21 protein-coding genes and 1 pseudogene are annotated in these 19,268 nt (G+C 64.9%); 12 read left to right on the top strand and 10 right to left on the bottom strand.

From position 1 onward, the window contains the following. Position 1: 1 nt before the first annotated feature. The 7 genes from ASILVAE211_RS09890 to ftsE all read right to left on the bottom strand — a co-directional run bounded on the left by ASILVAE211_RS09890 (position 2) and on the right by ftsE (position 5,069). On the bottom strand, positions 2-418 hold the full coding sequence (locus ASILVAE211_RS09890; protein WP_227321133.1) for a PTS sugar transporter subunit IIA: 417 nt from the start codon (positions 416-418) through the stop codon (positions 2-4). 36 nt (positions 419-454) lie between these two features. Further along, a complete protein-coding gene (gene rapZ, locus ASILVAE211_RS09885) occupies positions 455-1,354 on the bottom strand; it encodes an RNase adapter RapZ (RefSeq protein WP_227321132.1) in 900 nt (299 codons plus the stop codon). Continuing rightward, the gene (locus ASILVAE211_RS09880; RefSeq protein ID WP_227321131.1) at positions 1,351-1,770 is read right to left on the bottom strand and encodes an HPr kinase/phosphorylase; all 420 of its coding nucleotides are present in this window, start codon (positions 1,768-1,770) and stop codon (positions 1,351-1,353) included. Before ASILVAE211_RS09880 ends, rapZ begins: the two co-directional genes overlap by 4 nt. Before the next feature lie 156 nt (positions 1,771-1,926). Beyond that, positions 1,927-2,709: a lysophospholipid acyltransferase family protein gene (locus ASILVAE211_RS09875; RefSeq protein ID WP_227321130.1), complete on the bottom strand. Its 783-nt coding sequence runs from the start codon at positions 2,707-2,709 to the stop codon at positions 1,927-1,929. Continuing rightward, complete coding sequence (locus ASILVAE211_RS09870) at positions 2,706-3,401, bottom strand: YdcF family protein (RefSeq protein ID WP_227321129.1); 696 nt, start codon at positions 3,399-3,401, stop codon at positions 2,706-2,708. The genes ASILVAE211_RS09875 and ASILVAE211_RS09870 overlap by 4 nt, the downstream gene beginning before the upstream one ends. Then, entirely contained in the window at positions 3,380-4,405 is a 1,026-nt protein-coding gene (locus ASILVAE211_RS09865; RefSeq protein WP_227321128.1) for a cell division protein FtsX, read from the bottom strand. Before ASILVAE211_RS09865 ends, ASILVAE211_RS09870 begins: the two co-directional genes overlap by 22 nt. Continuing rightward, positions 4,398-5,069 (bottom strand): cell division ATP-binding protein FtsE, encoded by a 672-nt coding sequence (gene ftsE / locus ASILVAE211_RS09860; protein WP_227321127.1) that lies wholly within the window; start codon positions 5,067-5,069, stop codon positions 4,398-4,400. The genes ASILVAE211_RS09865 and ftsE overlap by 8 nt, the downstream gene beginning before the upstream one ends. A gap of 23 nt (positions 5,070-5,092) precedes the next feature. Here ftsE and ASILVAE211_RS26460 point away from each other — a divergent pair. Together ASILVAE211_RS26460 and ASILVAE211_RS09855 are read left to right on the top strand one after the other, a co-directional pair. Beyond that, positions 5,093-5,449: pseudogene (locus ASILVAE211_RS26460) on the top strand (zinc-ribbon domain-containing protein); the annotation flags it as partial. Between the two features lie 9 nt (positions 5,450-5,458). After that, on the top strand, positions 5,459-5,983 hold the full coding sequence (locus ASILVAE211_RS09855; RefSeq protein ID WP_264478778.1) for a hypothetical protein: 525 nt from the start codon (positions 5,459-5,461) through the stop codon (positions 5,981-5,983). A 4-nt stretch (positions 5,984-5,987) separates the two neighbouring features. On the opposite strand, the gene ASILVAE211_RS09850 is transcribed toward ASILVAE211_RS09855, so the two are convergent. Continuing rightward, positions 5,988-6,824 (bottom strand): 3-hydroxybutyryl-CoA dehydrogenase, encoded by an 837-nt coding sequence (locus ASILVAE211_RS09850; protein ID WP_406566044.1) that lies wholly within the window; start codon positions 6,822-6,824, stop codon positions 5,988-5,990. A gap of 297 nt (positions 6,825-7,121) precedes the next feature. Between ASILVAE211_RS09850 and ASILVAE211_RS09845 the strand changes: the two genes are divergently transcribed. The 3 genes from ASILVAE211_RS09845 to grxC all read left to right on the top strand — a co-directional run bounded on the left by ASILVAE211_RS09845 (position 7,122) and on the right by grxC (position 10,968). Further along, positions 7,122-9,758, top strand: coding sequence for an MMPL family transporter (locus ASILVAE211_RS09845; RefSeq protein WP_227321124.1), 2,637 nt, complete (start codon positions 7,122-7,124; stop codon positions 9,756-9,758). A 103-nt stretch (positions 9,759-9,861) separates the two neighbouring features. Further along, a complete protein-coding gene (locus tag ASILVAE211_RS09840; protein WP_227321123.1) occupies positions 9,862-10,704 on the top strand; it encodes a ComF family protein in 843 nt (280 codons plus the stop codon). A 9-nt stretch (positions 10,705-10,713) separates the two neighbouring features. Then, entirely contained in the window at positions 10,714-10,968 is a 255-nt protein-coding gene (grxC, locus tag ASILVAE211_RS09835) for a glutaredoxin 3 (RefSeq protein WP_227321122.1), read from the top strand. Between the two features lie 64 nt (positions 10,969-11,032). On the opposite strand, the gene ASILVAE211_RS09830 is transcribed toward grxC, so the two are convergent. Next, the gene (locus ASILVAE211_RS09830; protein ID WP_227321121.1) at positions 11,033-12,004 is read right to left on the bottom strand and encodes a quinone oxidoreductase family protein; all 972 of its coding nucleotides are present in this window, start codon (positions 12,002-12,004) and stop codon (positions 11,033-11,035) included. Next, complete coding sequence (locus ASILVAE211_RS09825) at positions 12,001-12,489, bottom strand: methylated-DNA--[protein]-cysteine S-methyltransferase (protein ID WP_227321120.1); 489 nt, start codon at positions 12,487-12,489, stop codon at positions 12,001-12,003. Before ASILVAE211_RS09825 ends, ASILVAE211_RS09830 begins: the two co-directional genes overlap by 4 nt. Before the next feature lie 249 nt (positions 12,490-12,738). Between ASILVAE211_RS09825 and ASILVAE211_RS09820 the strand changes: the two genes are divergently transcribed. From ASILVAE211_RS09820 to ASILVAE211_RS09790, 7 genes are read left to right on the top strand one after another with little or no spacing between them, the layout of a single operon-like run. Then, on the top strand, positions 12,739-13,101 hold the full coding sequence (locus tag ASILVAE211_RS09820) for a (2Fe-2S) ferredoxin domain-containing protein (RefSeq protein ID WP_227321119.1): 363 nt from the start codon (positions 12,739-12,741) through the stop codon (positions 13,099-13,101). A gap of 25 nt (positions 13,102-13,126) precedes the next feature. Then, positions 13,127-14,425 (top strand): tRNA uridine-5-carboxymethylaminomethyl(34) synthesis GTPase MnmE, encoded by a 1,299-nt coding sequence (gene mnmE, locus ASILVAE211_RS09815; RefSeq protein ID WP_227321118.1) that lies wholly within the window; start codon positions 13,127-13,129, stop codon positions 14,423-14,425. A gap of 32 nt (positions 14,426-14,457) precedes the next feature. After that, on the top strand, positions 14,458-16,386 hold the full coding sequence (mnmG, locus tag ASILVAE211_RS09810; RefSeq protein ID WP_227321117.1) for a tRNA uridine-5-carboxymethylaminomethyl(34) synthesis enzyme MnmG: 1,929 nt from the start codon (positions 14,458-14,460) through the stop codon (positions 16,384-16,386). A 1-nt stretch (position 16,387) separates the two neighbouring features. After that, entirely contained in the window at positions 16,388-16,999 is a 612-nt protein-coding gene (gene rsmG / locus ASILVAE211_RS09805; protein ID WP_227321116.1) for a 16S rRNA (guanine(527)-N(7))-methyltransferase RsmG, read from the top strand. Continuing rightward, entirely contained in the window at positions 16,996-17,883 is an 888-nt protein-coding gene (locus tag ASILVAE211_RS09800) for a ParA family protein (protein WP_227321115.1), read from the top strand. Before rsmG ends, ASILVAE211_RS09800 begins: the two co-directional genes overlap by 4 nt. Then, positions 17,880-18,743, top strand: a complete 864-nt coding sequence (locus tag ASILVAE211_RS09795; protein ID WP_227321114.1) for a ParB/RepB/Spo0J family partition protein — start codon at positions 17,880-17,882, stop codon at positions 18,741-18,743. Before ASILVAE211_RS09800 ends, ASILVAE211_RS09795 begins: the two co-directional genes overlap by 4 nt. 13 nt (positions 18,744-18,756) lie before the next feature. Next, positions 18,757-19,260: a DUF1178 family protein gene (locus ASILVAE211_RS09790; protein ID WP_227321113.1), complete on the top strand. Its 504-nt coding sequence runs from the start codon at positions 18,757-18,759 to the stop codon at positions 19,258-19,260. The last annotated feature ends 8 nt before the right edge of the window (positions 19,261-19,268 follow it).

Raw genomic sequence — 19,268 nt, 5'->3', positions numbered from 1 at the left:
GTCAACCGCAGGTTCCGCGCACGCCTTGCAGCACCTGAGAGGCGCAGGCGATGTATTTGCGCCCGGCTTCCTGGGCGCAGGTCACGGCGCTTTCCAGCGTCTGCTGACCGCGAACTTTCGCGAGCTTGACCAGCATCGGCAGATTGACGCCCGCGATCACCTCGACCGACCTTGAATCCATGAGCGAGATCGCCAGATTGCTGGGCGTGCCGCCGAACATATCGGTGAGAAGCACGACGCCATCGCCGGAATCGACGCGGTCGATCGAGCGCTGAATATCGCGCCGCCGATCTTCCATATTGTCGTCGGGACCGATGCAGACCGTCTCAACCCCGCATTGGGGTCCGACGACATGCTCCATTGCCGACCGCAACTCTTCGGCGAGATGGCCGTGAGTGACGAGTACAAGACCGATCATAATAGGTTCAGTGGCCTCCCATGGCCAAACGCGAGTTCATGCGGCAGCCGAACCCGAAAGGCTTTTTTCACGTTCCGGTCGATCGAGCTCTCGATGCACAACCATCGGTTGCCAACCTGCTTCCCGTAATAGCTTAGCCAATGTTTCGATCAGAAAAACGGAGCGATGACGCCCACCTGAACAACCGATTGCGACGGTGACATATTTCTTACCCTCCTGCACGAAGCGTGGGAGTAAAAGCAACACCATCGATCGGATAAGGGTCTGGAAGGCCGCACAGTCCGGATCTTGAGCCACATATGCGCAAACTTCAGCGTCCAATCCAGTGCGCGGCCTCAGCGTCTGGTCATAGTGAGGATTGCGCAGGAAGCGGGCGTCGAAAACAAGATCGGCTTCGGCCGGCAGGCCGCCGCGATAAGCGAACGAAATCAATGTGAGCGACAGGCCCTCATCGAGCGAGAGGCCAAACCGCTGCCCAATCCTTTGCCGCAACACAGGCAATGGCAAAGCAGAGGTGTCCAGAACAAGGTCGGCTGCGGCCTGCAATCGGTCGATCAGCGCGCGTTCGGCGGCGATTCCGTCACGCACCTGGCCCTGCGGGGCGAGCGGATGGCGGCGTCGTGTCTCGGTATAGCGGCGCATGAGAACCGCATCATCGGCGGTCGCGAAAATCAGCTCGGGCGTGATCTCGGTTTCAGTCTTGAGGCGTTCGATCGCAGCCAGGACGGCCGCTGCCTCGAAACCGCGCGTGCGCGCATCAAGCCCGATGGCCAGCGCCTGATCCGTCCGTGAGAGCAGGTCATCGAGCAGCGAAAACGGCGGGTTATCCACCGTCTCATAGCCGAGATCTTCCAGCGTATGGAGGATGGAGGATTTGCCGGCACCGGATAGCCCCGTCACCAGAACGATGCGACGCTGCGACGGGGGCGTCGTCATGCGAAAGCGCCGCTATGCTGACTGGCGCGGCCTGTCACGACCTCGAAAGCCAAAGCCAGGCGCTGCGCGGCACTGGCCGGGCGCGGATCGACCGCAATGGCTGGAAGGTCGAGAACTTTATCCCGTCGCGGCTGCGGCAGCCGATCGACCGGCTGGGCCGTCAGCTCCGCGACCAGAACCGGCCGAGCGGAGGGGACAAAAGGGAGCCGCATGATGCCGAGGCCACGCACCTCGATCAGGCCCGCCAAGGCCGCAGGCGGGCGCGCCATGCCGTCGTCTCCGATCGTCACCTGATCATCCGCCACCAGATCAAACCCCCGGTCGAGCAAACGTAAAAGCAGGTCAGATTTGCCGGAACCGGGCGCACCGGTAAGCAGAATCCCCAAGCCATCTCGCGCGGCACAACTCGCATGCATCAGCATCCGGCGGACAATGCGGCAAGACTGAGGCGGGGGAAAGCGACAATCGCGACGCATCATGCGCCGCGAAGCTTATCCCAAGATAATCCCCAGGACTCTAAAGCAGGGTGCGAAGGAGAGTGGGGACAACAAGAATCGAGATATATTGCAGACTTACAGAAAATCCCTCGTGCGTGAAGCGAAGGTCGAGACCGGCTCGCCCACAGTCTTATCCACAGGGGTGTGGATTCTCGCCTCAAGCACGGTCCAGGCCTCATCCAGCGCGGAAACCAGCGCCGCCCGGGCCAAGCCGGCCGGCAGGGGCGCGCCAATGACGATGTCGATGACCCCGGGGCGCTTGGTAAAGGCATTGCGTCCCCAATGGGCGCCGGAATTGGTCGCGACTGGAATGACGGGTACGGCCATGGCGCCGGCCAGTGCCGCGATCCCAGGCTGTATAACGCGCGGCTCGCCAAATCCGGCGCGGGTTCCTTGCGGAAAGATCACCACTTGCCGCCCATCGTCGCGTGCGGCCTGGCCGTCGCGCATCAGATCGCGGATGGCCTTCGCACCGGCCTTGCGATCCACCGCGATCATCCCGGAGGGCTTCATCAACCGGCCGAAAACCGGAACCTTCAGAAGTTCCTGCTTGAGGACATAGGCGGGCTTCGGCATCAGCATCCAAATCGCCGTGTCGAAGGCCGATTGATGGACGGAGGCGATGAGCGCCGGCCCGTCAAAGGGAAGATGTTCCAGGCCGATGATCCGCACGCGTATGCCGCAGCAGATCCGCAGCAGTCGGATGATCACCAGCGCCCAAAGCCGGCCCAGCCGAATCAGCCGCTTTTCCCGCCCCGTAACGAGATAGACATAACCCCAGAGGCTCAGGACCGTCGTGGTCGCGATGAAGCCTAAATTGAACAGCAAGGAGGTGGCCGTCAGCCACAGGCGCCTCATGCGTCGTGTATCCCTCGAAGAAAGCTGGCGACCCGGCCGAAGCGCAGCTGGGCCAGCAGCCATTTGGTGTATTCCGAGACCAGCAAACGCCATACATGCAGGCGCGCGCCGTCGTAAATCGCCACCGGCTGCACGCGCATGGGATAGAGCGTCACACCCGGCATGGACCGTGACAATTCCAGCAGCGCACGGGGCATGTGATAGCCGGCCGTCACCACGATCAGCCTGCGGATATGATGCACCTCCACCCAGGCCGAGGTTTCATCGGCATTGCCGACAGTCGTCTGGGCATGATGGCCGATGGTGATGTGCGAGGCAGCGGGCGGCCGGGCCAGATGCGCCGAACGCTCCATATCGCGCAGCGAGACCGTTACCGGCACGCCTGAGATCAGCAGCTGATCCGCCCGCCCCTGGTTGAGCATCTGAAAGGCCGTCGCCAGCCGGTCCTCGCCGCCCGTCAGCACGACGATGCCGTCCGCCTGCGGCGGCGGGTCGGACGGCATATAGGTATTGCGCAGGAACCAGAGAAAGCCGCCGCACCAGGCGACCAGCGCCAGCATGACGGCCAACGCCAATAGGCGCGCGCCCAGCCGGCGCGGCGGCAGGCGACCGGATTTCTGGCGCGCGGCGTCAGATTTCTGCCGCGCTGTCCGCCGCCGGCGCCGCGGCGTTACGGCAGGCGTCTGAGCCATCGGCGAACCGTGCCTTCGGCGGTGACATAACCAATGGCCGCCGCCGCCAGCGGCAGCGCCGGCAGAGCAATCCATAACGGCAGGGGCAAGGCGATCAGCGGCGTCTGATCGGATAGGCTGGCGCTGCCCTGGGCGAAGGGTGCGGCCAGATAGGCAAGCCACAGCAGCACCGGCAACGCTGCCAGCGCGCCGCCGACACCGCCGGCCGCAGCCAGCCGCATGGCGCGCCGGGCGAAGCGGCCGGCGATATAGGCGTCCGTCGCCCCCAGACCATGCACGATCTCAATGGCATCGCGCCGCGCCGACAGGCCGGCCCTTGTCGCGACGGTCACCACCGCAATCGCGACACCCACGACCAGAAGCAGCATGACGGCGGCGCAAGCCTGCAGGCTGCGCGCCAGCGCCGACAGGCGGCCCGCCCAGACATCCGCGCTTTCCGCTGCGGTATCGGGGGCGACAGCCGTCAGCCTGGCGGGAAGATCGGCGGCCAAGGCCCGGCCAGGGTCGAGCGTGACGGCAATCACGGCCGGAAGCGGCAGGGCGAGAGTCGTGCCCGCATCACCCAGCCAAGGCTTCAAAAGCGCCGCGAGATCGTCGCTGCTCATCGAACGGGCGGTGACGACACCGGGCTCGGCATGCAGGATGGCCATGACCGCGCTCAGACGCGTGCCATGCCCGCTCGCCGCCGGGTCATTCGGTGTCGGCACTTGGATGGTCAGTTCCGCCTCCGCCCCCTGTTGCCAGTGCTGGGCCAGCATGGCGGTCGCCAAAGCCCCCGCCAAAGCAAGCGCTGCGAGAAAGGCCATCGCGGCGACCAGAAACGGCAGCAGTCGATCCGACAGCGCGCGTTTCAGCCCAAGATCGTCGAACCCCACGGGGCGCAGATTGCGCGCGGCCTTGGCGCGGCGCGGCGCGGCCGCGCGCGGAGCCCGCGGCGGCGGCGGCGGCGGCGGCCCCGAGGCCTGGTAGCGCGGGCTCATGGGCTGGCGTGGCTGATCACTCATCTTGGACAAGATGTCCGGCTTCAAGGCGCAACATCCGGGCAGGATAGCGCGCCAGCAGCGATTCGTTATGGGTCGCGACGATCGCCGTGGTGCCCAGACGGTTCAGTTCCTGAAACAGCTGCATCAGCCGCTCGGCCTGGGCATCGTCCAGATTGCCGGTCGGCTCGTCGGCCAGCAGCATAGCCGGGCGATTGATGACGGCGCGGGCAATGGCAACGCGCTGCTGCTCGCCACCCGACAATTCATAGGGGTGGGAGTCGATTTTCGCGGCGAGCCCGACCCAGCGCAGCATTTCCATCACATCCGCGCGAATCTGGCCCTCCGGCCGGCCAGCGATACGCAGCGGCAGCGCGACATTGTCGAAGGCGGTCAGATGCGGCAGCAGCCGGAAGTCCTGAAAGACGACGCCGATTCGCCGGCGCAGACGCGGCAGCTGGCGTCGCTCGGCACGGCCGATATCGGTGCCTTGGATAAACATGCGCCCGCGCGACGGCCGTTCTGCCAGATAAATCATGCGCATCAGGCTGGTTTTACCGGCACCGGACGGACCGGTCAGCCAGCGGAAGCCGCCCTCCGGCACATGAAAACTGATGTCGTGCAGCACTTCGGCCTGGGCCGCGCGGCTGGCACCGTAGCGCAGCGTGACGGATTCAAGACGGATCATGGATGCTCGACCGACGATAGGGCATGGAGAGCAATCTAGAACAAAACTTGCCCGCATGCCTCATTACAAGCCATGCATCCGGTTTACCAGGGCGACCGACCAGGCCGGCGAAGGTGCAAGGATCAGGCAAAACGGCAATTTTCTTCCAAAGCAGGCAGGATAGTTTCGAGAACGGACCGTCCGTCGCGAGACAGAGGATTGCACGCGGCGCCGCTCTTGGCCACAATCCGCGCGTAAACAATGGGTTGGTTCGCTCCAACACAAGGGTAACGCCGCAAATGCGACTAGTGTGTCGTGAATGTTCCGCAGCCTACGAAGCTCCGGAAAACCTGTTCGGACCGCAACCGCGCGAGGTGCGGTGCAATCGCTGCGGCTATCAGTGGACGGTCGTGAAACCCGCGGCCCCTGCCGAGACCACCGTCGCGCCCATGCCGATGCCCGTGCCTCCGGCCGAGCCTGTCCCGTCGCTGGCCGCGCCATCGCAGGCGGGTCTGCCCGTCGACGATGCACCGCTTCCTGCGGCACCACCGCCAGTGACCCCTGCCGCCATGACCCCGCCGCCCGATACCGCCAGGCTGGCGGACACCTTGGCCTCGCGTCCCGGTTCGGCGGCGCCTGCCCCTGTCATCGCGGCCGAGTCCAGCGCGTCGACCCGCACACTGCTGGACGACGTCGCGGCGGATATCGATGATGACCCCAGGCCCGACGCCGAAGAACGCCGGCTGTCACATGAACTGTCCTTTGGAGAGACCGACTATCGCGCGCCCGGTGGCCGCAAACCGCATCGCGGCCGCCTGATCTGGTTCATTCTGCTGATCGTGATCGTTCTGATCATCGCGGCGATCCTGTTCGAGCCGCAATTGATCGCGGCGGTCCCGGCTCTGGGCAGTCTCTACGCCGCCGTCGGTCTCTGAACGGTCAGCGTGTCGGTCGGGGCACCGCCTCGGCATAGTCGTAAAAGCCCCGCTTCGTCTTGCGGCCTAGCCAGCCGGCCTCGACATATTTCACCAGCAGCGGGCAAGGCCGGTACTTGCTGTCGCCCATACCGTCCTGCAGCACGCGCATAATGGCGAGGCAGGTATCGAGCCCGATGAAATCGCCCAGTTCCAGCGGTCCCATGGGCTGATTGGTCCCCAGCTTCATCGCCGTATCGATGGCCGAGACCGAGCCCACGCCCTCCATCAGCGCATAGGCCGCTTCATTGATCATCGGGATCAGGACGCGGTTGACGATGAAGGCGGGGTAGTCTTCCGCCACGGCGGTCGTCTTGCCCATACGGGTGGCCAGCGCCTGCACAGCGCCGAAGGTGGCGTCATCCGTCGCGATGCCGCGAATGACCTCGACCAGCTTCATGACCGGCACCGGGTTCATGAAATGCATGCCGATGACCCGGTGCGGCCGATCCGTGACGGCCGCCAACCGGGTGATGGATATAGAAGAGGTATTGGTGGCGATGATGGCGTCCGGCTTCAGATGCGGAACCAGATCCTTCAGGATGGCGGTCTTGATCTCCTCCCGCTCCGTCGCCGCCTCGATGACGATATCGCATTGGCCCAGCGCGCGCGTCTCGGATGCCGTGGTGATCCGCCCCAGCGCCGCCGTCCGATCGGACTCCGTGACCGCCCCCTTCTGCACCTGACGGTCCAGATTCTTGCCGATCGTCGCCAGAGCCTGGGCCAGCGCTTCCGGGCGCAGGTCGGTCAGCACGACATCGAGACCGCTCAGCGCCGCGACATGGGCGATGCCGTTGCCCATCTGGCCCGCACCGATGACGCCGACGAGCTGGATCGCATCCGCAGAACCGTCAGCCACCATCGCACCGTCCCCACAACCGATTGAGCGGCCAGTATCGGCGGCTTTGCCGCCCCTGCCAACCGGAGTACCGCGCTTGGCCACTCCCACCATTGTGATGCCAAAGCAGGCCTTAGGACCTAGGTTTCGGGATGAGAGGCGGGGCCAGACGAGCCGCCGCGCTTCACCGCGTCCAGACTATCCGGTAAGCGATCAGGGCGTCCTGGACGCCGGAATTTGAATAAGGACAGACAAGGGTCGATGTGGGTTCAGACAAAGCTGGCGGCTATCGCACGCCTGAGCAGCCGCCACGCCCTTTGGGTGGTCCTGGCGGGTATTATTCTGGCAATCGGCAGCGTGCTCTATACGCCGCGTCATCTTGGCATCGATACAAATACGGACGACCTCTTCTCCCCCAAACTGCCCTGGCGGCAGTCGCAGGAGGTTCTGAACAAGGCCTTTCCGCAGTTCAACGATCTGCTGGTCGGCGTCATCAGCGCCAAGACGCCTGAAGAGGCGGATCAGACTGCGGCCGCCATCGCGCAGGCGGCCATGGCCGACAAGGCGCATTTCCACACCGTCCGCCGTCCCGACGATCTTGAATTTTTCAAGACGGAAGGCCTGCTGTTCCTGGATCAGCCCGAGTTGCAGAAGCTGCTGGACAGTCTGGTGCAGGCGCAGCCCTTCATCGGCCAGCTCGCCGCCGACCCCTCCATGCGCGGCCTGCTGACGGCCATCGGCCTGATCGGCCAGGGCGCCGCCCAGGGTCAGGTCGATCTCACGGGCTACAAGACCGCGCTCGACGGTTTCGACCGCGGGCTGAAGGCCTCGGCCGACGGGCATCCGGAACCCGTCTCCTGGCAGAAGCTGCTCGGCGGCTCGCTCAGCGACCGCGCCGGCGCCAATCGCTTCGTGCTGATTCAGCCGACGCAGGATTACGGCGCGATCGAACCCGGCGCGGTCGCGACGGACGCGCTGCGCGCCATCGCGGCGAAAGTGCCGACCATCGCCGATGGCCGCGCCACCTTCCGCCTCACCGGCCAGATCGCGCTGGCCGATCAGCAATTCGCCTCCCTGACCCAAGGCGTCGTCACCGATACAGTGATTTCCGTCGTCCTCATCATCCTATGGCTGGTACTGGCCGTCCGCCGCATCCGCTACATCTTCGCCATTCTGCTGACGCTGGTGCTGGGGCTGCTGCTAACGACACTGTTCGCCGCCATCGCCATCGGCACGCTGAATCTGATCTCGGTTGCTTTTGCGGTTCTGTTCGTGGGCCTGGCGGTCGATTTCGCGATCCAGATCGCAGTGCGCTATCGTGACGAGCGCCGGCTTTCGCCGAGCGCCGAACATGCGCTGGAACAGACGCTGCGCAAGGCCGGCAATTCCGTGCTGCTGGCCGCCGTCGCCATTGCGGCCGGCTTCTTCGCCTTCGTGCCGACGAGCTTCGCGGGCGTGGCCGAACTGGGATTGATCGCCGGCTTCGGCATGCTCATCGCCTTCGCCTGCACCATCACCTTCCTGCCTGCGCTGATCACGCTATTCCGCCTGCCTGCGGAGAAGGGCGAAATCGGCTTCGGCGCGGCCGCACCGGCCGATATGTTCCTGTGGCAGAAGCGCCGCCCGGTGGTGGGCATCTTCGCCATCCTCGGCATCGTCGGCCTGGTTATGATCCCGCTGATCAATTTCGACAGCGACCCGCTGGATACGCAGGACCCGCATTCGGAAGCGATGCAGACGCTGCGCAGCCTGCTCGATAATCCGGTCACCGATCCCTATAGCATCGACGTTCTGGCACCCTCACCGGCCGCCGCCGCGACGTTGGCCGACAGGCTCTCTAAACTGCCGCTGGTCGATCACGCTCTGTCCCTGTCGAGCTTCGTGCCGGATAACCAGCAGCCGAAGCTGGACGCGATTGCCGATACCGAGGAACTGCTGGCGCCGACGCTTTCCCCTGGCCCGGCCGCGCCCGTGACGCCCAGCGATATCCGTCTTGCTATCAAGGCGACGCAGCGCGCCATCAACGCCGCCAAACCAAAACTGCCGGCCGACAGCCCACTGCTGGCCATCGACGACGATCTGACCAAGCTGAGCGGCCAGACGGATGCGCAGCTGATGGCAGCCAATGCCGCACTGACGGAATTCCTGCCGATGCAGCTGGCCAATCTGCAAAAGTCGCTGTCGGCGCAGCCGGTGACGATCGCCAATCTGCCCCATAACCTGACGGTGGACTGGCTGACGCCGGACGGCCAGGCGCGCATCCAGGTGCTGCCGAAGACGACGGCCATGAACAGCGCCGGCCTGCGCGCCTTCGTGCATCAGGTGACGGCGATCGCACCCAATGCCGGCGGATCAGCGGTCACCGTCATCGCCAGCGCGACCACGATCATCGGCGCCTTTCGCGAGGCAGCGGTGCTGGCGCTGATCGCCATTGCCGTCATCCTGTTCCTGTTCCTGCGCCGGCCGCTGCATGTGGCGCTGATCATGGCGCCGCTGGTGCTGTCCTCGCTGATCACCGTGCTGGTCATCGTTCTGCTGCCGCTGCCGCTGAATTTCGCGAATATCATCGCCCTGCCGCTGCTGCAGGGGGTGGGCGTTTCCTTCAACCTCTACTTCGTCATGAACTGGCGGGCCGGCGAGCGCAGCTTCCTGGCCTCCCCCACCGCCCGCGCGATCCTGTTCTCGGCGCTGACCACCAGCACGGCCTTCGGCTCGCTCGCCTTCTCCCATCATCCGGGAACGGCGAGCATGGGCCTGCTGCTGCTGCTCAGCCTGGGCTGCACGCTGGTCGCGACCTTCATTTTCGAGCCGGCTCTGCTGTATCTGGTGCCGGCTCCGAAAACCGCCCAGCCCGCGGTACCGGCGCCTGCGCCGGCAACCGAGGATATTCATTCCTAAACCTGGCGATAATTTCGCCTGAGAAAAGCGCCCCGCGGGATCACCTGCGGGGCGTTTTATTTTGCCCTGGATTCGATCTGATATCGAATCATAAACTAGACCGATGTGGGACAGACTGCATTGGCTAAGCCAAGGCCTGCGGCGCTCAGCCGGGATCGTGCTGGATGGGCTGATGCCGCCCTGCTGCCCGGGCTGCGGCGCGCCCGTTCACGGAATACAGGGCCTCTGCGCCACCTGTTTCGCGGCGCTCACCTTCATTAGCGCCCCCTATTGCGCGCGCTGCGGCCTGCCCTTCGCCCTGCCGAACGCCGCCAGTCCCGCATCCGCCTGCCCCGCCTGCCAGACGCGGCCTCCGGTCTTTCAGCGCGGACGCGCTGCCTTTGTGTATGACGAGGCCGCGCAACGCCTGATTCTGCCCTTCAAGCATAGCGACCGGACGGAATTGGCGCCCCTGCTCGGGCGGCTGATGGCGCGGGCTGCCAGCCCGCTGCTGGCCGAGGCTGACCTGATCCTGCCCGTGCCTTTGCATCGCAGCCGCCTCGCCGCACGGCGCTACAATCAGGCGGCCTTGCTGGCTCTGGATCTCGCCAGGCGGGCTGGCAAACCCTGCGCAGTCGATGCGCTGCTCCGCCGTCGCGCGACCGTGCCGCTGGGCAATCTGTCGGCGGCCGGGCGTCACCGGGAGGTGGACATGGCTTTTGCGATCCGGACGGCTATGCGGCAGCGTCTGCAGGGTCAACGGCTTCTCATCGTCGATGACGTCATGACGTCAGGGGCGACCCTGAATGCCTGCGCCAAGCTGCTGCTGCTGGCAGGCGCGGCCGGCGTCGATGCGCTGGTGGCCGCCCGCGTGCCTGATCCGCGTCTGCGGGAGGATTGGCAGATCGGCCATGCCCTTGCAGAGGCCGGCGAGCCCGGCAAATCTCATCACCGAACGCATGAATGAGAGATGACCATGGCTCAGATTGAAATCTACACCCAGCCCTACTGCCCCTATTGCACGCGCGCCAAGGCGCTGCTGGACAGCAAGGGCGCGGCCTATAAGGAAATCGACGCGCCCAATGGCACGCCGGAGCGTGCGGAATCCCGCACCCGCACGGGCCGGACCTCGGTGCCGCAGATCTTCATCGACGGCAAGCATATCGGTGGCTGCGACGATCTGGTGGCGCTGGACCGCCAGGGCGGCCTGGACCCGGTGCTTGCGGCCTAACTGAAATCGAGCCTGCACCGGCCCTCACCCCCGTCCGGGATGAGAGCCGGTGCAGACTAACCCCTCAGGGCTTCAAAATCGTGCTGCCGGTGGTCTTGCGTGATTCCAGAGCGCGATGGGCTTCCGCCGCGTCCTTCAGCGGAAAGGTCTGGTCGACCTCGATCTTGACCTGACCTTTCTGCACGACATCGAAGAGGTCTTCCGTCGCTGCCAGCAGAGCCGAGCGCTTGGCCGTATAGGTGACGAGGCTGGGCCGCGTCAGAAACAGGCTGCCCTTGGCCGCCAATTGGCTGATATCGACAGGCGGCACGGCACCCGAGGCATTGCCGAAGCTGACCATCATGCCGAGCGGCGCTAGGCAGTCGAGGCTGGCCGCGAAAGTATCACGGCCGACGCTGTCATAGACCACGGGCACCATGGCGCCGTTGGTGATGTCGCGGACGCGGGCCGGAATATCCTCATCAGCCAGCAGCACGTGATCCGCGCCATGGGCACGAGCGATGGCCGCCTTCTCGGCACTGGAGACGACGCCGATGACGATGGCGCCGATATGCTTGGCCCATTGGCACATCACCAGCCCGACGCCCCCGGCCGCCGCATAGACAAGGATGGTTTCGCCGGGGCTGACCTTATAGGTCCGATGCAGCAGGAATTGCGTGGTGAGGCCGCGCATCATCATGCCGGCGGCGGTCTCGAAACTGATGGAGGGCGGCAGTTTCACCAGCCGATCGGCCGGCATGACGCGCTTTTCGGCATAGGCGCCGAGCGGCATGGAGACATAGGCGACGCGGTCGCCTTCAGCGAAATCCGTGACGCCCGGCCCCAGCCGCAGCACGGTGCCGGAGGCTTCCATGCCCGGTGTCATCGGCAGCGGCGTCTTGTAGAGGCCGCTGCGGAAATAAAGGTCGATGAAATTGACGCCGATCGCGGCGTGATGGATCAGCACCTGCCCCGGCCCGGGCTCCGGCGTCGGCACCTGTTCCCAGCCGAGAACCTCGGGACCGCCCGTGGCCTGCACCCGGATAGCATGGCTCATGGCGTGATCCTCTGTTGCTGGGGGGCGGCGGCCTGAGCCTCAAGATCGAGCAGGAAACGCTTTGTCTCCACCCCCTCGCCGCCACTATAGCCGCCTATGGTGATACGACCATTGGTGCCGGTACCAACGACGCGATGGCAGGGAATGAGCAGCGGGATCGGGTTCTGCGCCATAGCTGTGCCGATGGAGCGGGGCGACCCGCCCGCCGCCTCGGCCGTCTTGGCATAGGTCCAGGTCTGGCCGGGCGGAATGGTCGCGATCACGCTCCAGACGCGGCGGCGATAGGCGGTGCCATAGGGATCGAGCGGCAGGGTCATGGGACGAAGCTGCCCGTCGAAATAGTCCTGCAACCAAGCGCGGGCCTCGGTCAGAACCGGCGTCGGGTCCTGGTCGCGGCCCCAGCCCCAATCGACCGCGACGATCCTCTCCTGCTCAGCCGAGACAGTGACGGGACCAATGGGAGTGTGCAAAGAAAGTTGCGGCAAGGCAGCGCCTGAACGAGGTGACGGCGCATGGCAAGCCTCGGGGCGGTCAATTGTCAAGCATCGTGGTTGACCTGCCCCGCCGCATGCTGGACGGACCGCGGGGCTTATTGCAGAAATATCTGGCAGATCACGGCCGGCGCGACCGGTCTGCCCGGGCCGGACTTTGGCAGGCTTGCCGCTGCCGACAGGCGCTTTGCAATCGGCTCCGGCGAACAACATAGTTGTATTATCAACCAAAGGATTGATCTCATGGTCGATGACGCGGAACAGAATACTGTGATCGATCCGGCACCGTATTTTGACGCCCATATCTTCGTCTGCTGCAACCGCCGCCCCGATGGCCATAAGCGCGGGTCCTGCGCGGCGCGCGGATCGGAGGCCTTGCGCGACTATATGAAAGCGCGCGTCAAGGAAGCGGGTGTTCCGCATGCGCGCGTCAACATGGCCGGCTGCCTGGACCGCTGCGAAGACGGGCCTTGCCTCGTCATCTATCCCGCCGGCACCTGGTACAGGATCGAAACCCGCGCGGACGTTGACCGCATCATCGAGGAACACCTGCTGCAGGGCGGTGGCGCCGATGACCTGCAGCTGCCCGCCGGCCGCTCGGCCTAGCCGGTACCGCAGGGGCCATTCCGACATGGATGAGGATACGATCTTCGCGCCGATGACGGCGATCGGCCGCAGCGCTATTTCCGCGCTGCGACTGAGCGGACCTAAGACCGAGGCTGCCATCAAGGCACTGGCCGGCACCTGCCCGGAACCGCGCCGGGCCAGCCTGCGCCGCCTGCGCGATGCATCCGGGGAGGTGCTGGACGAGGCAGTGGTGATCTGGTCGCCCGCCCCAGCCTCCTATACCGGCGAGGATGTCGCCGAACTACATCTGCATGGCGGCCGGGCCGTGATGGACGGCGTGGTCGAGGCGCTGCTGGCTTTGGGGCCACGCCTGGCCGAACCGGGCGAATTCAGCCGCCGTGCCTTTCTCAACGGGCGGATGGACCTGCTTCAGGCAGAGGGGATCGGCGATCTGGTTGCGGCCGAAACCGCCGGGCAGCGGCGTCAGGCGCTGCGCCAGATGGAAGGCGCTTTAGGCCATGTCTATGAGGACTGGTCCAATCGTTTGGCCGGGACGCTCGCCCATCAGGAAGCGCTGATCGACTTTCCGGATGAAGCCCTGCCGCCGGAAGTGGAGGTCATGCTGAGCGGCGAAATCACCCGGCTGACAGAAGCAATCGGCACCCATCTAAATGACGGCCATCGTGGCGAGAAGATGCGGGACGGCCTGGTTTTCGTCATTCAGGGCGCGCCGAATGCCGGCAAATCGACGCTCATGAATGCGCTGGCCGGGCGCGACATCGCCATCGTTTCGCCCATCGCCGGCACGACCCGCGACGCGCTTGAAGTGCAGATCGTTCTGGGCGATGCGCCGGTGACGCTGATCGATACCGCAGGGCTGCGCGAGACGGATGACCCGGTCGAGGCCGAAGGCGTGCGCCGAGCCCGCGCGAAAGCCGCCCAGGCTGATCTTGTGCTTGATCTCGTGAGTGGCGAGACGGACGATGCGACCGCCCCTGCCACCGATGGGCCGCCCAGGCTGATAATCGCGACCAAAGCCGACCTTGGCGCTGCAACGCCCGCCGCCGATCTGGCCGTCAGTGCAATCGATGGCACCGGCATGACGGCGCTGCATGAGCGGCTCAGCGCCTTCGCGCGCGAGGCCACCGCGCAATCCGGCCCACCCGCACTGACGCGCCAGCGCCACCGCGCGCATCTATCGGACGCGCATCGGCATCTGTGCCTCGCCATGGATGAGCCGGAACCGGAATTGCGGGCCGAGGAGATGCGCATCGCACTGGCCGCACTTGGCGGCATTACCGGCAAGATTGGCGTTGAAGCTCTGCTTGACCGGATCTTTGCTGATTTCTGCATCGGAAAGTAGCGGCCGGACGAGCGCGGCTGTATGACCGCGCCATGAGCGATTTTTCTGTCCCAAACTCCGATACCGCAGGCGAGCGTTTCGATGTCGTGGTCATTGGCGGCGGTCATGCCGGCTGTGAAGCGGCGGCGGCCTCGGCGCGCATGGGCGCGCGAACGCTGCTTTTAACCCATCGCATCGAGACTATCGGCGCGTTGTCCTGCAACCCGGCCATCGGCGGTATCGGCAAAGGCCATCTGGTCCGCGAGATCGACGCGCTGGACGGTGTCATGGGACGCGCCGCCGATCGCGCCGGCATTCATTTCAAGGTGCTCAATCGGAGTAAAGGCCCGGCCGTGCGCGGTCCGCGGGCGCAGATGGACCGGCATCTGTACCGGATCGCCATGCAGGACATTCTGGCGGCGCAACCCAACCTCACCATTATTGCCGGCGAGGCCGCCGATATCGAGCAGGATGGTTCCGGCGCCGTTGCCGCCGTGATCGATGCGGCCGGCCACCGCTACGCTTGCGGTGCCGTCGTCATCACGACCGGTACCTTTCTGAACGGCACCATCCATGTCGGCGCCGAAAAGTCGCCCGGCGGCCGCATCGGAGAGGCTCCTGCTCTGCCGCTGGCGCAAAGGCTGCGCGCGCTCGGCCTGCCGATCTCACGCCTCAAGACTGGCACGCCGCCACGGCTGTTGCGCGCCAGCATCGACTGGGAAAACCTGCCGGAGGATGAGAGCGAGGCGGTGCCGGAGCCTTTCAGCACGCTGACCCAGAGCATCGGCAACCGATTGATCAGCTGCCGCATCACCGGCACGACGGACGCGACCCATGACCTGATCCGCGCCCATATTCACGAATCGGCCGTCTATGGCGGCCATCTCTCCGGACGTGGACCGCGCTACTGCCCCTCGATCGAGGATAAGATTCACCGCTTCCCCGATCGCAATCGGCATCAGATCTTTCTGGAGCCGGAGGGCCTGCCGGAGCATCCAGGCGGCGACCTCGTCTATCCCAATGGCATTTCGACCAGCCTGCCGGCGGCGGTTCAGGACGCGATTCTCAAGACCATTCCCGGCCTGGAACAGGCGCAGGTTGCCCGTCACGGCTATGCCATCGAATATGATTTCGTCGATCCGCGCGCCTTGGGGCCGGACCTGGAATTGAAGATCCTGCGCGGGCTGTTTCTGGCCGGCCAGATCAACGGCACCACCGGATACGAGGAAGCCGGTGCCCAGGGCATCATCGCCGGCATCAATGCCGCGCGCCGTGCGGGTGACAGCGCACCCGTGCAGGTCGATCGGTCGGAGGGCTATATCGGCGTTCTCATCGACGACCTCATCACCCATGGCGTCACCGAACCCTATCGGATGTTTACCTCACGCTCGGAATATCGTCTGTCCTTGCGGGCCGATAATGCCGATCTGCGCCTGACGGATAAGGGCATCGACTGGGGCTGCGTCGGCCAAGAGCGGGCTGCGGCCTTCCACAGGTTTCGGGATGACCTGACCCAGGCCCGCGTTACCGCGCAGGCCGACATCCATACCCCGCCGCATCTCGCCGGTCTGGGGCTGAATGTGCGTGCCGATGGTCGGCCGCGTAGCGTCTACGAGGTGCTGTCCCTGCGCGATCTTGCGGCGGATCAGCTCAAAGCCGCCTTTCCGCGTCTCGGGTCGCTGCCCGCGCGGGTCTATGAAGCCCTGGAAACCGAAGCCCGTTATGCCGCCTATCTCGACCGTCAGGAGGCCGAGATTCGCAGCTTCAAGCGCCAGGAAGACATCACGCTGCCGGAAAGACTGAATATCGCCGCCCTTGGCGGCCTTTCGGCCGAACTTCGCGACAAGCTAACACAGCATCGCCCGCGTTCTCTCGGAGCTGCCGCCCGTATTCCAGGCATGACGCCGGCCGGTCTCGCCATTATTCTTGCCGGACTACGTAAACTCGACGCGGGCGTTTCACGTGAAACAATGGGGGCATGACATGGTGACGACTGCCCTTGCCACCACTTTGCCCAGCGCCGTCCGGCAGCGCCTGGATCTCTACGCGGCCTTGATCGTCAAATGGAATCCAACGATCCAGCTGATCAGCGCCAAGGATATCGGCGGGATTCACGCGCGCCATATCGAGGATTCCCTTCAGCTCCTGCCCCTCATCCCAATAGGACTCGACGGCGCCATCGATCTCGGATCCGGCGGTGGCCTGCCGGGCATGGTTCTGGCTCTGGCAACCGGTATCCATTTCGACCTTGTGGAATCGGACCAGCGCAAAGCCGCCTTTTTGCGCGAAGCCGCCGTCGCGACAAATGCCCCCGTTACCGTCCATGCCGAACGTATCGAGGCGCTTACCATTCCGCCCCGCGCGCTCATCACTGCCCGCGCCCTCGCGCCCTTGCCGAAGCTTCTCGCCCTCGCCTACCCACTGCTCGCACCCGGAGGCACATGCCTTTTCCCAAAGGGCGAGCGCGCGGAGGTTGAGTTGCAAGAGGCCGAAACCAACTGGTCCATGCGCATCGACAGTATTCCCAGCCGCACCTCGGCCCAGGCGCGGCTTCTTCTCATTCACGATCTTCACCCCAAAGGGCAGAGACCATGAGCGCCTCATCCCGCCTGCGCGCGATGATCGACGCCGACCGCAAGCTGGTCACGGCCGATCTTGCAGACCGCAAGCCAGCACCGCCGCCCTCGTCGACCCGCGTCCTGGCCATCGCCAACCAGAAGGGCGGCGTCGGCAAGACCACGACGGCCATCAATCTGGCAACGGCCCTGGCCGCAACCGGCTATGCCGTGCTGCTGATCGATCTCGACCCCCAGGGCAATGCCTCCACCGGCTTTGGCCTGCCGCGCAATGCGCGTGGCAACGGCACCTATTCGGTGCTAGCCGAGGGCACGGCCATCGCGGATGCCGTACGCGACACCATGGTGCCAGGCCTGTCCATTCTTCCCGCTGATCCCGATCTTTCAGCCGCCGAGCTGGAACTCGTCGCGGTCGAGCGACGGGAAACCCGCTTGCGCGAAGCTCTGGCTGCCTGGCCGGCCTTGGCGCAGCACCATTTTGTCATTATCGATTGCCCGCCCAGTCTCGGCCTGCTGACCCTCAACGGCCTTCTGGCCGCCAATGACGTCATCGTGCCTCTGCAATGCGAGTTTTTTGCGCTTGAGGGCATTACGCAGATCACCCAGACTATCGAAGCGGTCAAACGAAGGCTAAACCCTGGCCTCTCGCTGCATGGTATCGTGCTGACGATGTATGATCGCCGGAACAATCTCTCGGATCTGGTGGCGGATGACGTCCGCAGCTTCTTCGGTAAGAAAGTGTATGAGACAGTGATTCCCCGAAATATCCGCATTTCCGAAGCGCCCAGCCACGGCAAGCCGGTGATGCTTTATGATTTCCGCTCGCCAGGCAGCCAGGCCTATATCCGCCTGGCCGCGGAACTCGTCGATCGCCTGGGCATGTCTTCGGATCACGCGGCGTGAGCGCGCGCGACGCTGGCCCCCGTCTCGGCCGTGGTCTCGCTGCCCTTTTGGGCGAAGACAGCAGCGCGGCCCCGCGCTCTGCCGCCATTCAGCATATTGCGCTGGACCTGCTGACGCCCGGTCCCTTCCAGCCGCGCACGCAGCTGGACCCGTCGGAACTCGCCGCACTGGCTGCTTCGATTCGCGAACAGGGCGTGCTGCAGCCGATTCTGGCACGACCTGACCCTGCCAATCGCGGCCATTTTCAGATCATCGCCGGCGAACGGCGCTGGCGCGCCTCCCAGCAAGCCGGCCTGCACGAAATCCCAGCCCTGGTCAGGGATCTTGAAGACACGGCCGCCATGGCGGCGGCACTGGTCGAAAACCTGCAACGCGAAGACCTCAATCCGATCGACGAAGGCGAAGGCTATCGCCGCCTGATGGAGGAGTTTTCGCTGACGCAGGAGCGCGTTGCCGACAGCGTCGGCAAGTCCCGCAGCCATATCGCCAATACCGTCCGCCTGCTGAAACTGCCCTCTGCGGTTCAGATCGAGCTGCGCCGCGGTAGCATCAGCGCCGGCCATGCCCGCGCACTTCTAACCCATCCAGACCCGGCAAAGGCCGCTTTGGCCGTCATCGCCCAGGGGCTGAACGTGCGCCAGACCGAGGCGCTGACAGCGCGCCAGGGTGAGGACGGCACGCCGAAGCGGCGCGAGGCGCCGTCCAAGGATGCCGATACGCGGATGATCGAGCGCGAGTTGGAAGAGCGTCTTGGCCTTGCTGTCTCCATCAACGCGCGTGGGCGTGGCGGCAGCCTGCAGCTTCAATACAAAAGCTTCGAACAGCTGGAAGGGCTTATCGCCCTTCTCATGCAGCGATAGATCCGGTTTTTCGATGATCCACTATCAGCTTCAATGTCATCAGGGCCATGCCTTCGACGGCTGGTTCAAGGACAGTGCGTCCTTCGACGATCAGGCCAAGGCAGGCTTCGTTTCCTGCCCCGGCTGCAACAGTACCGAAGTCACGCGGGCACTGATGGCGCCATCGCTCGGGCGCGGCACCAAGAAATTCGAAACCGCTGTGCCTAAAGCCGAAGCCATCAAGACGGACAGCCCGGACAACCGGCCGGTGGCTGCCGCTAATCCGTCCATCGCCGCCATCGCGGAAAACGGCCTGCCGGACAATGTCCGCGCCCTGCTGCAGCGCCTGCGGTCGGAAGTCGAGCGCAGCTGCGACTATGTCGGCACGGAATTCGCCGAGGAGGCGCGCCGCATCCATTACGGAGAGACCGACCCGCACGGCATCTATGGAGAAGCGACCGCCACCGAGGCCGAAGCCCTGGCCGAAGAAGGGATCGATATCGGCGTTCTGCCCTGGCTGCCGCGCTCCGACAGCTGAATTATTCG

The sequence above is a fragment of the Acidisoma silvae genome (assembly GCF_020618775.1).
Lineage (GTDB): Bacteria > Pseudomonadota > Alphaproteobacteria > Acetobacterales > Acetobacteraceae > Acidisoma > Acidisoma silvae.
The sequence above is the reverse complement of the archived record's forward strand: the minus strand, read 5'-3'. Positions and strand labels throughout refer to the sequence as shown.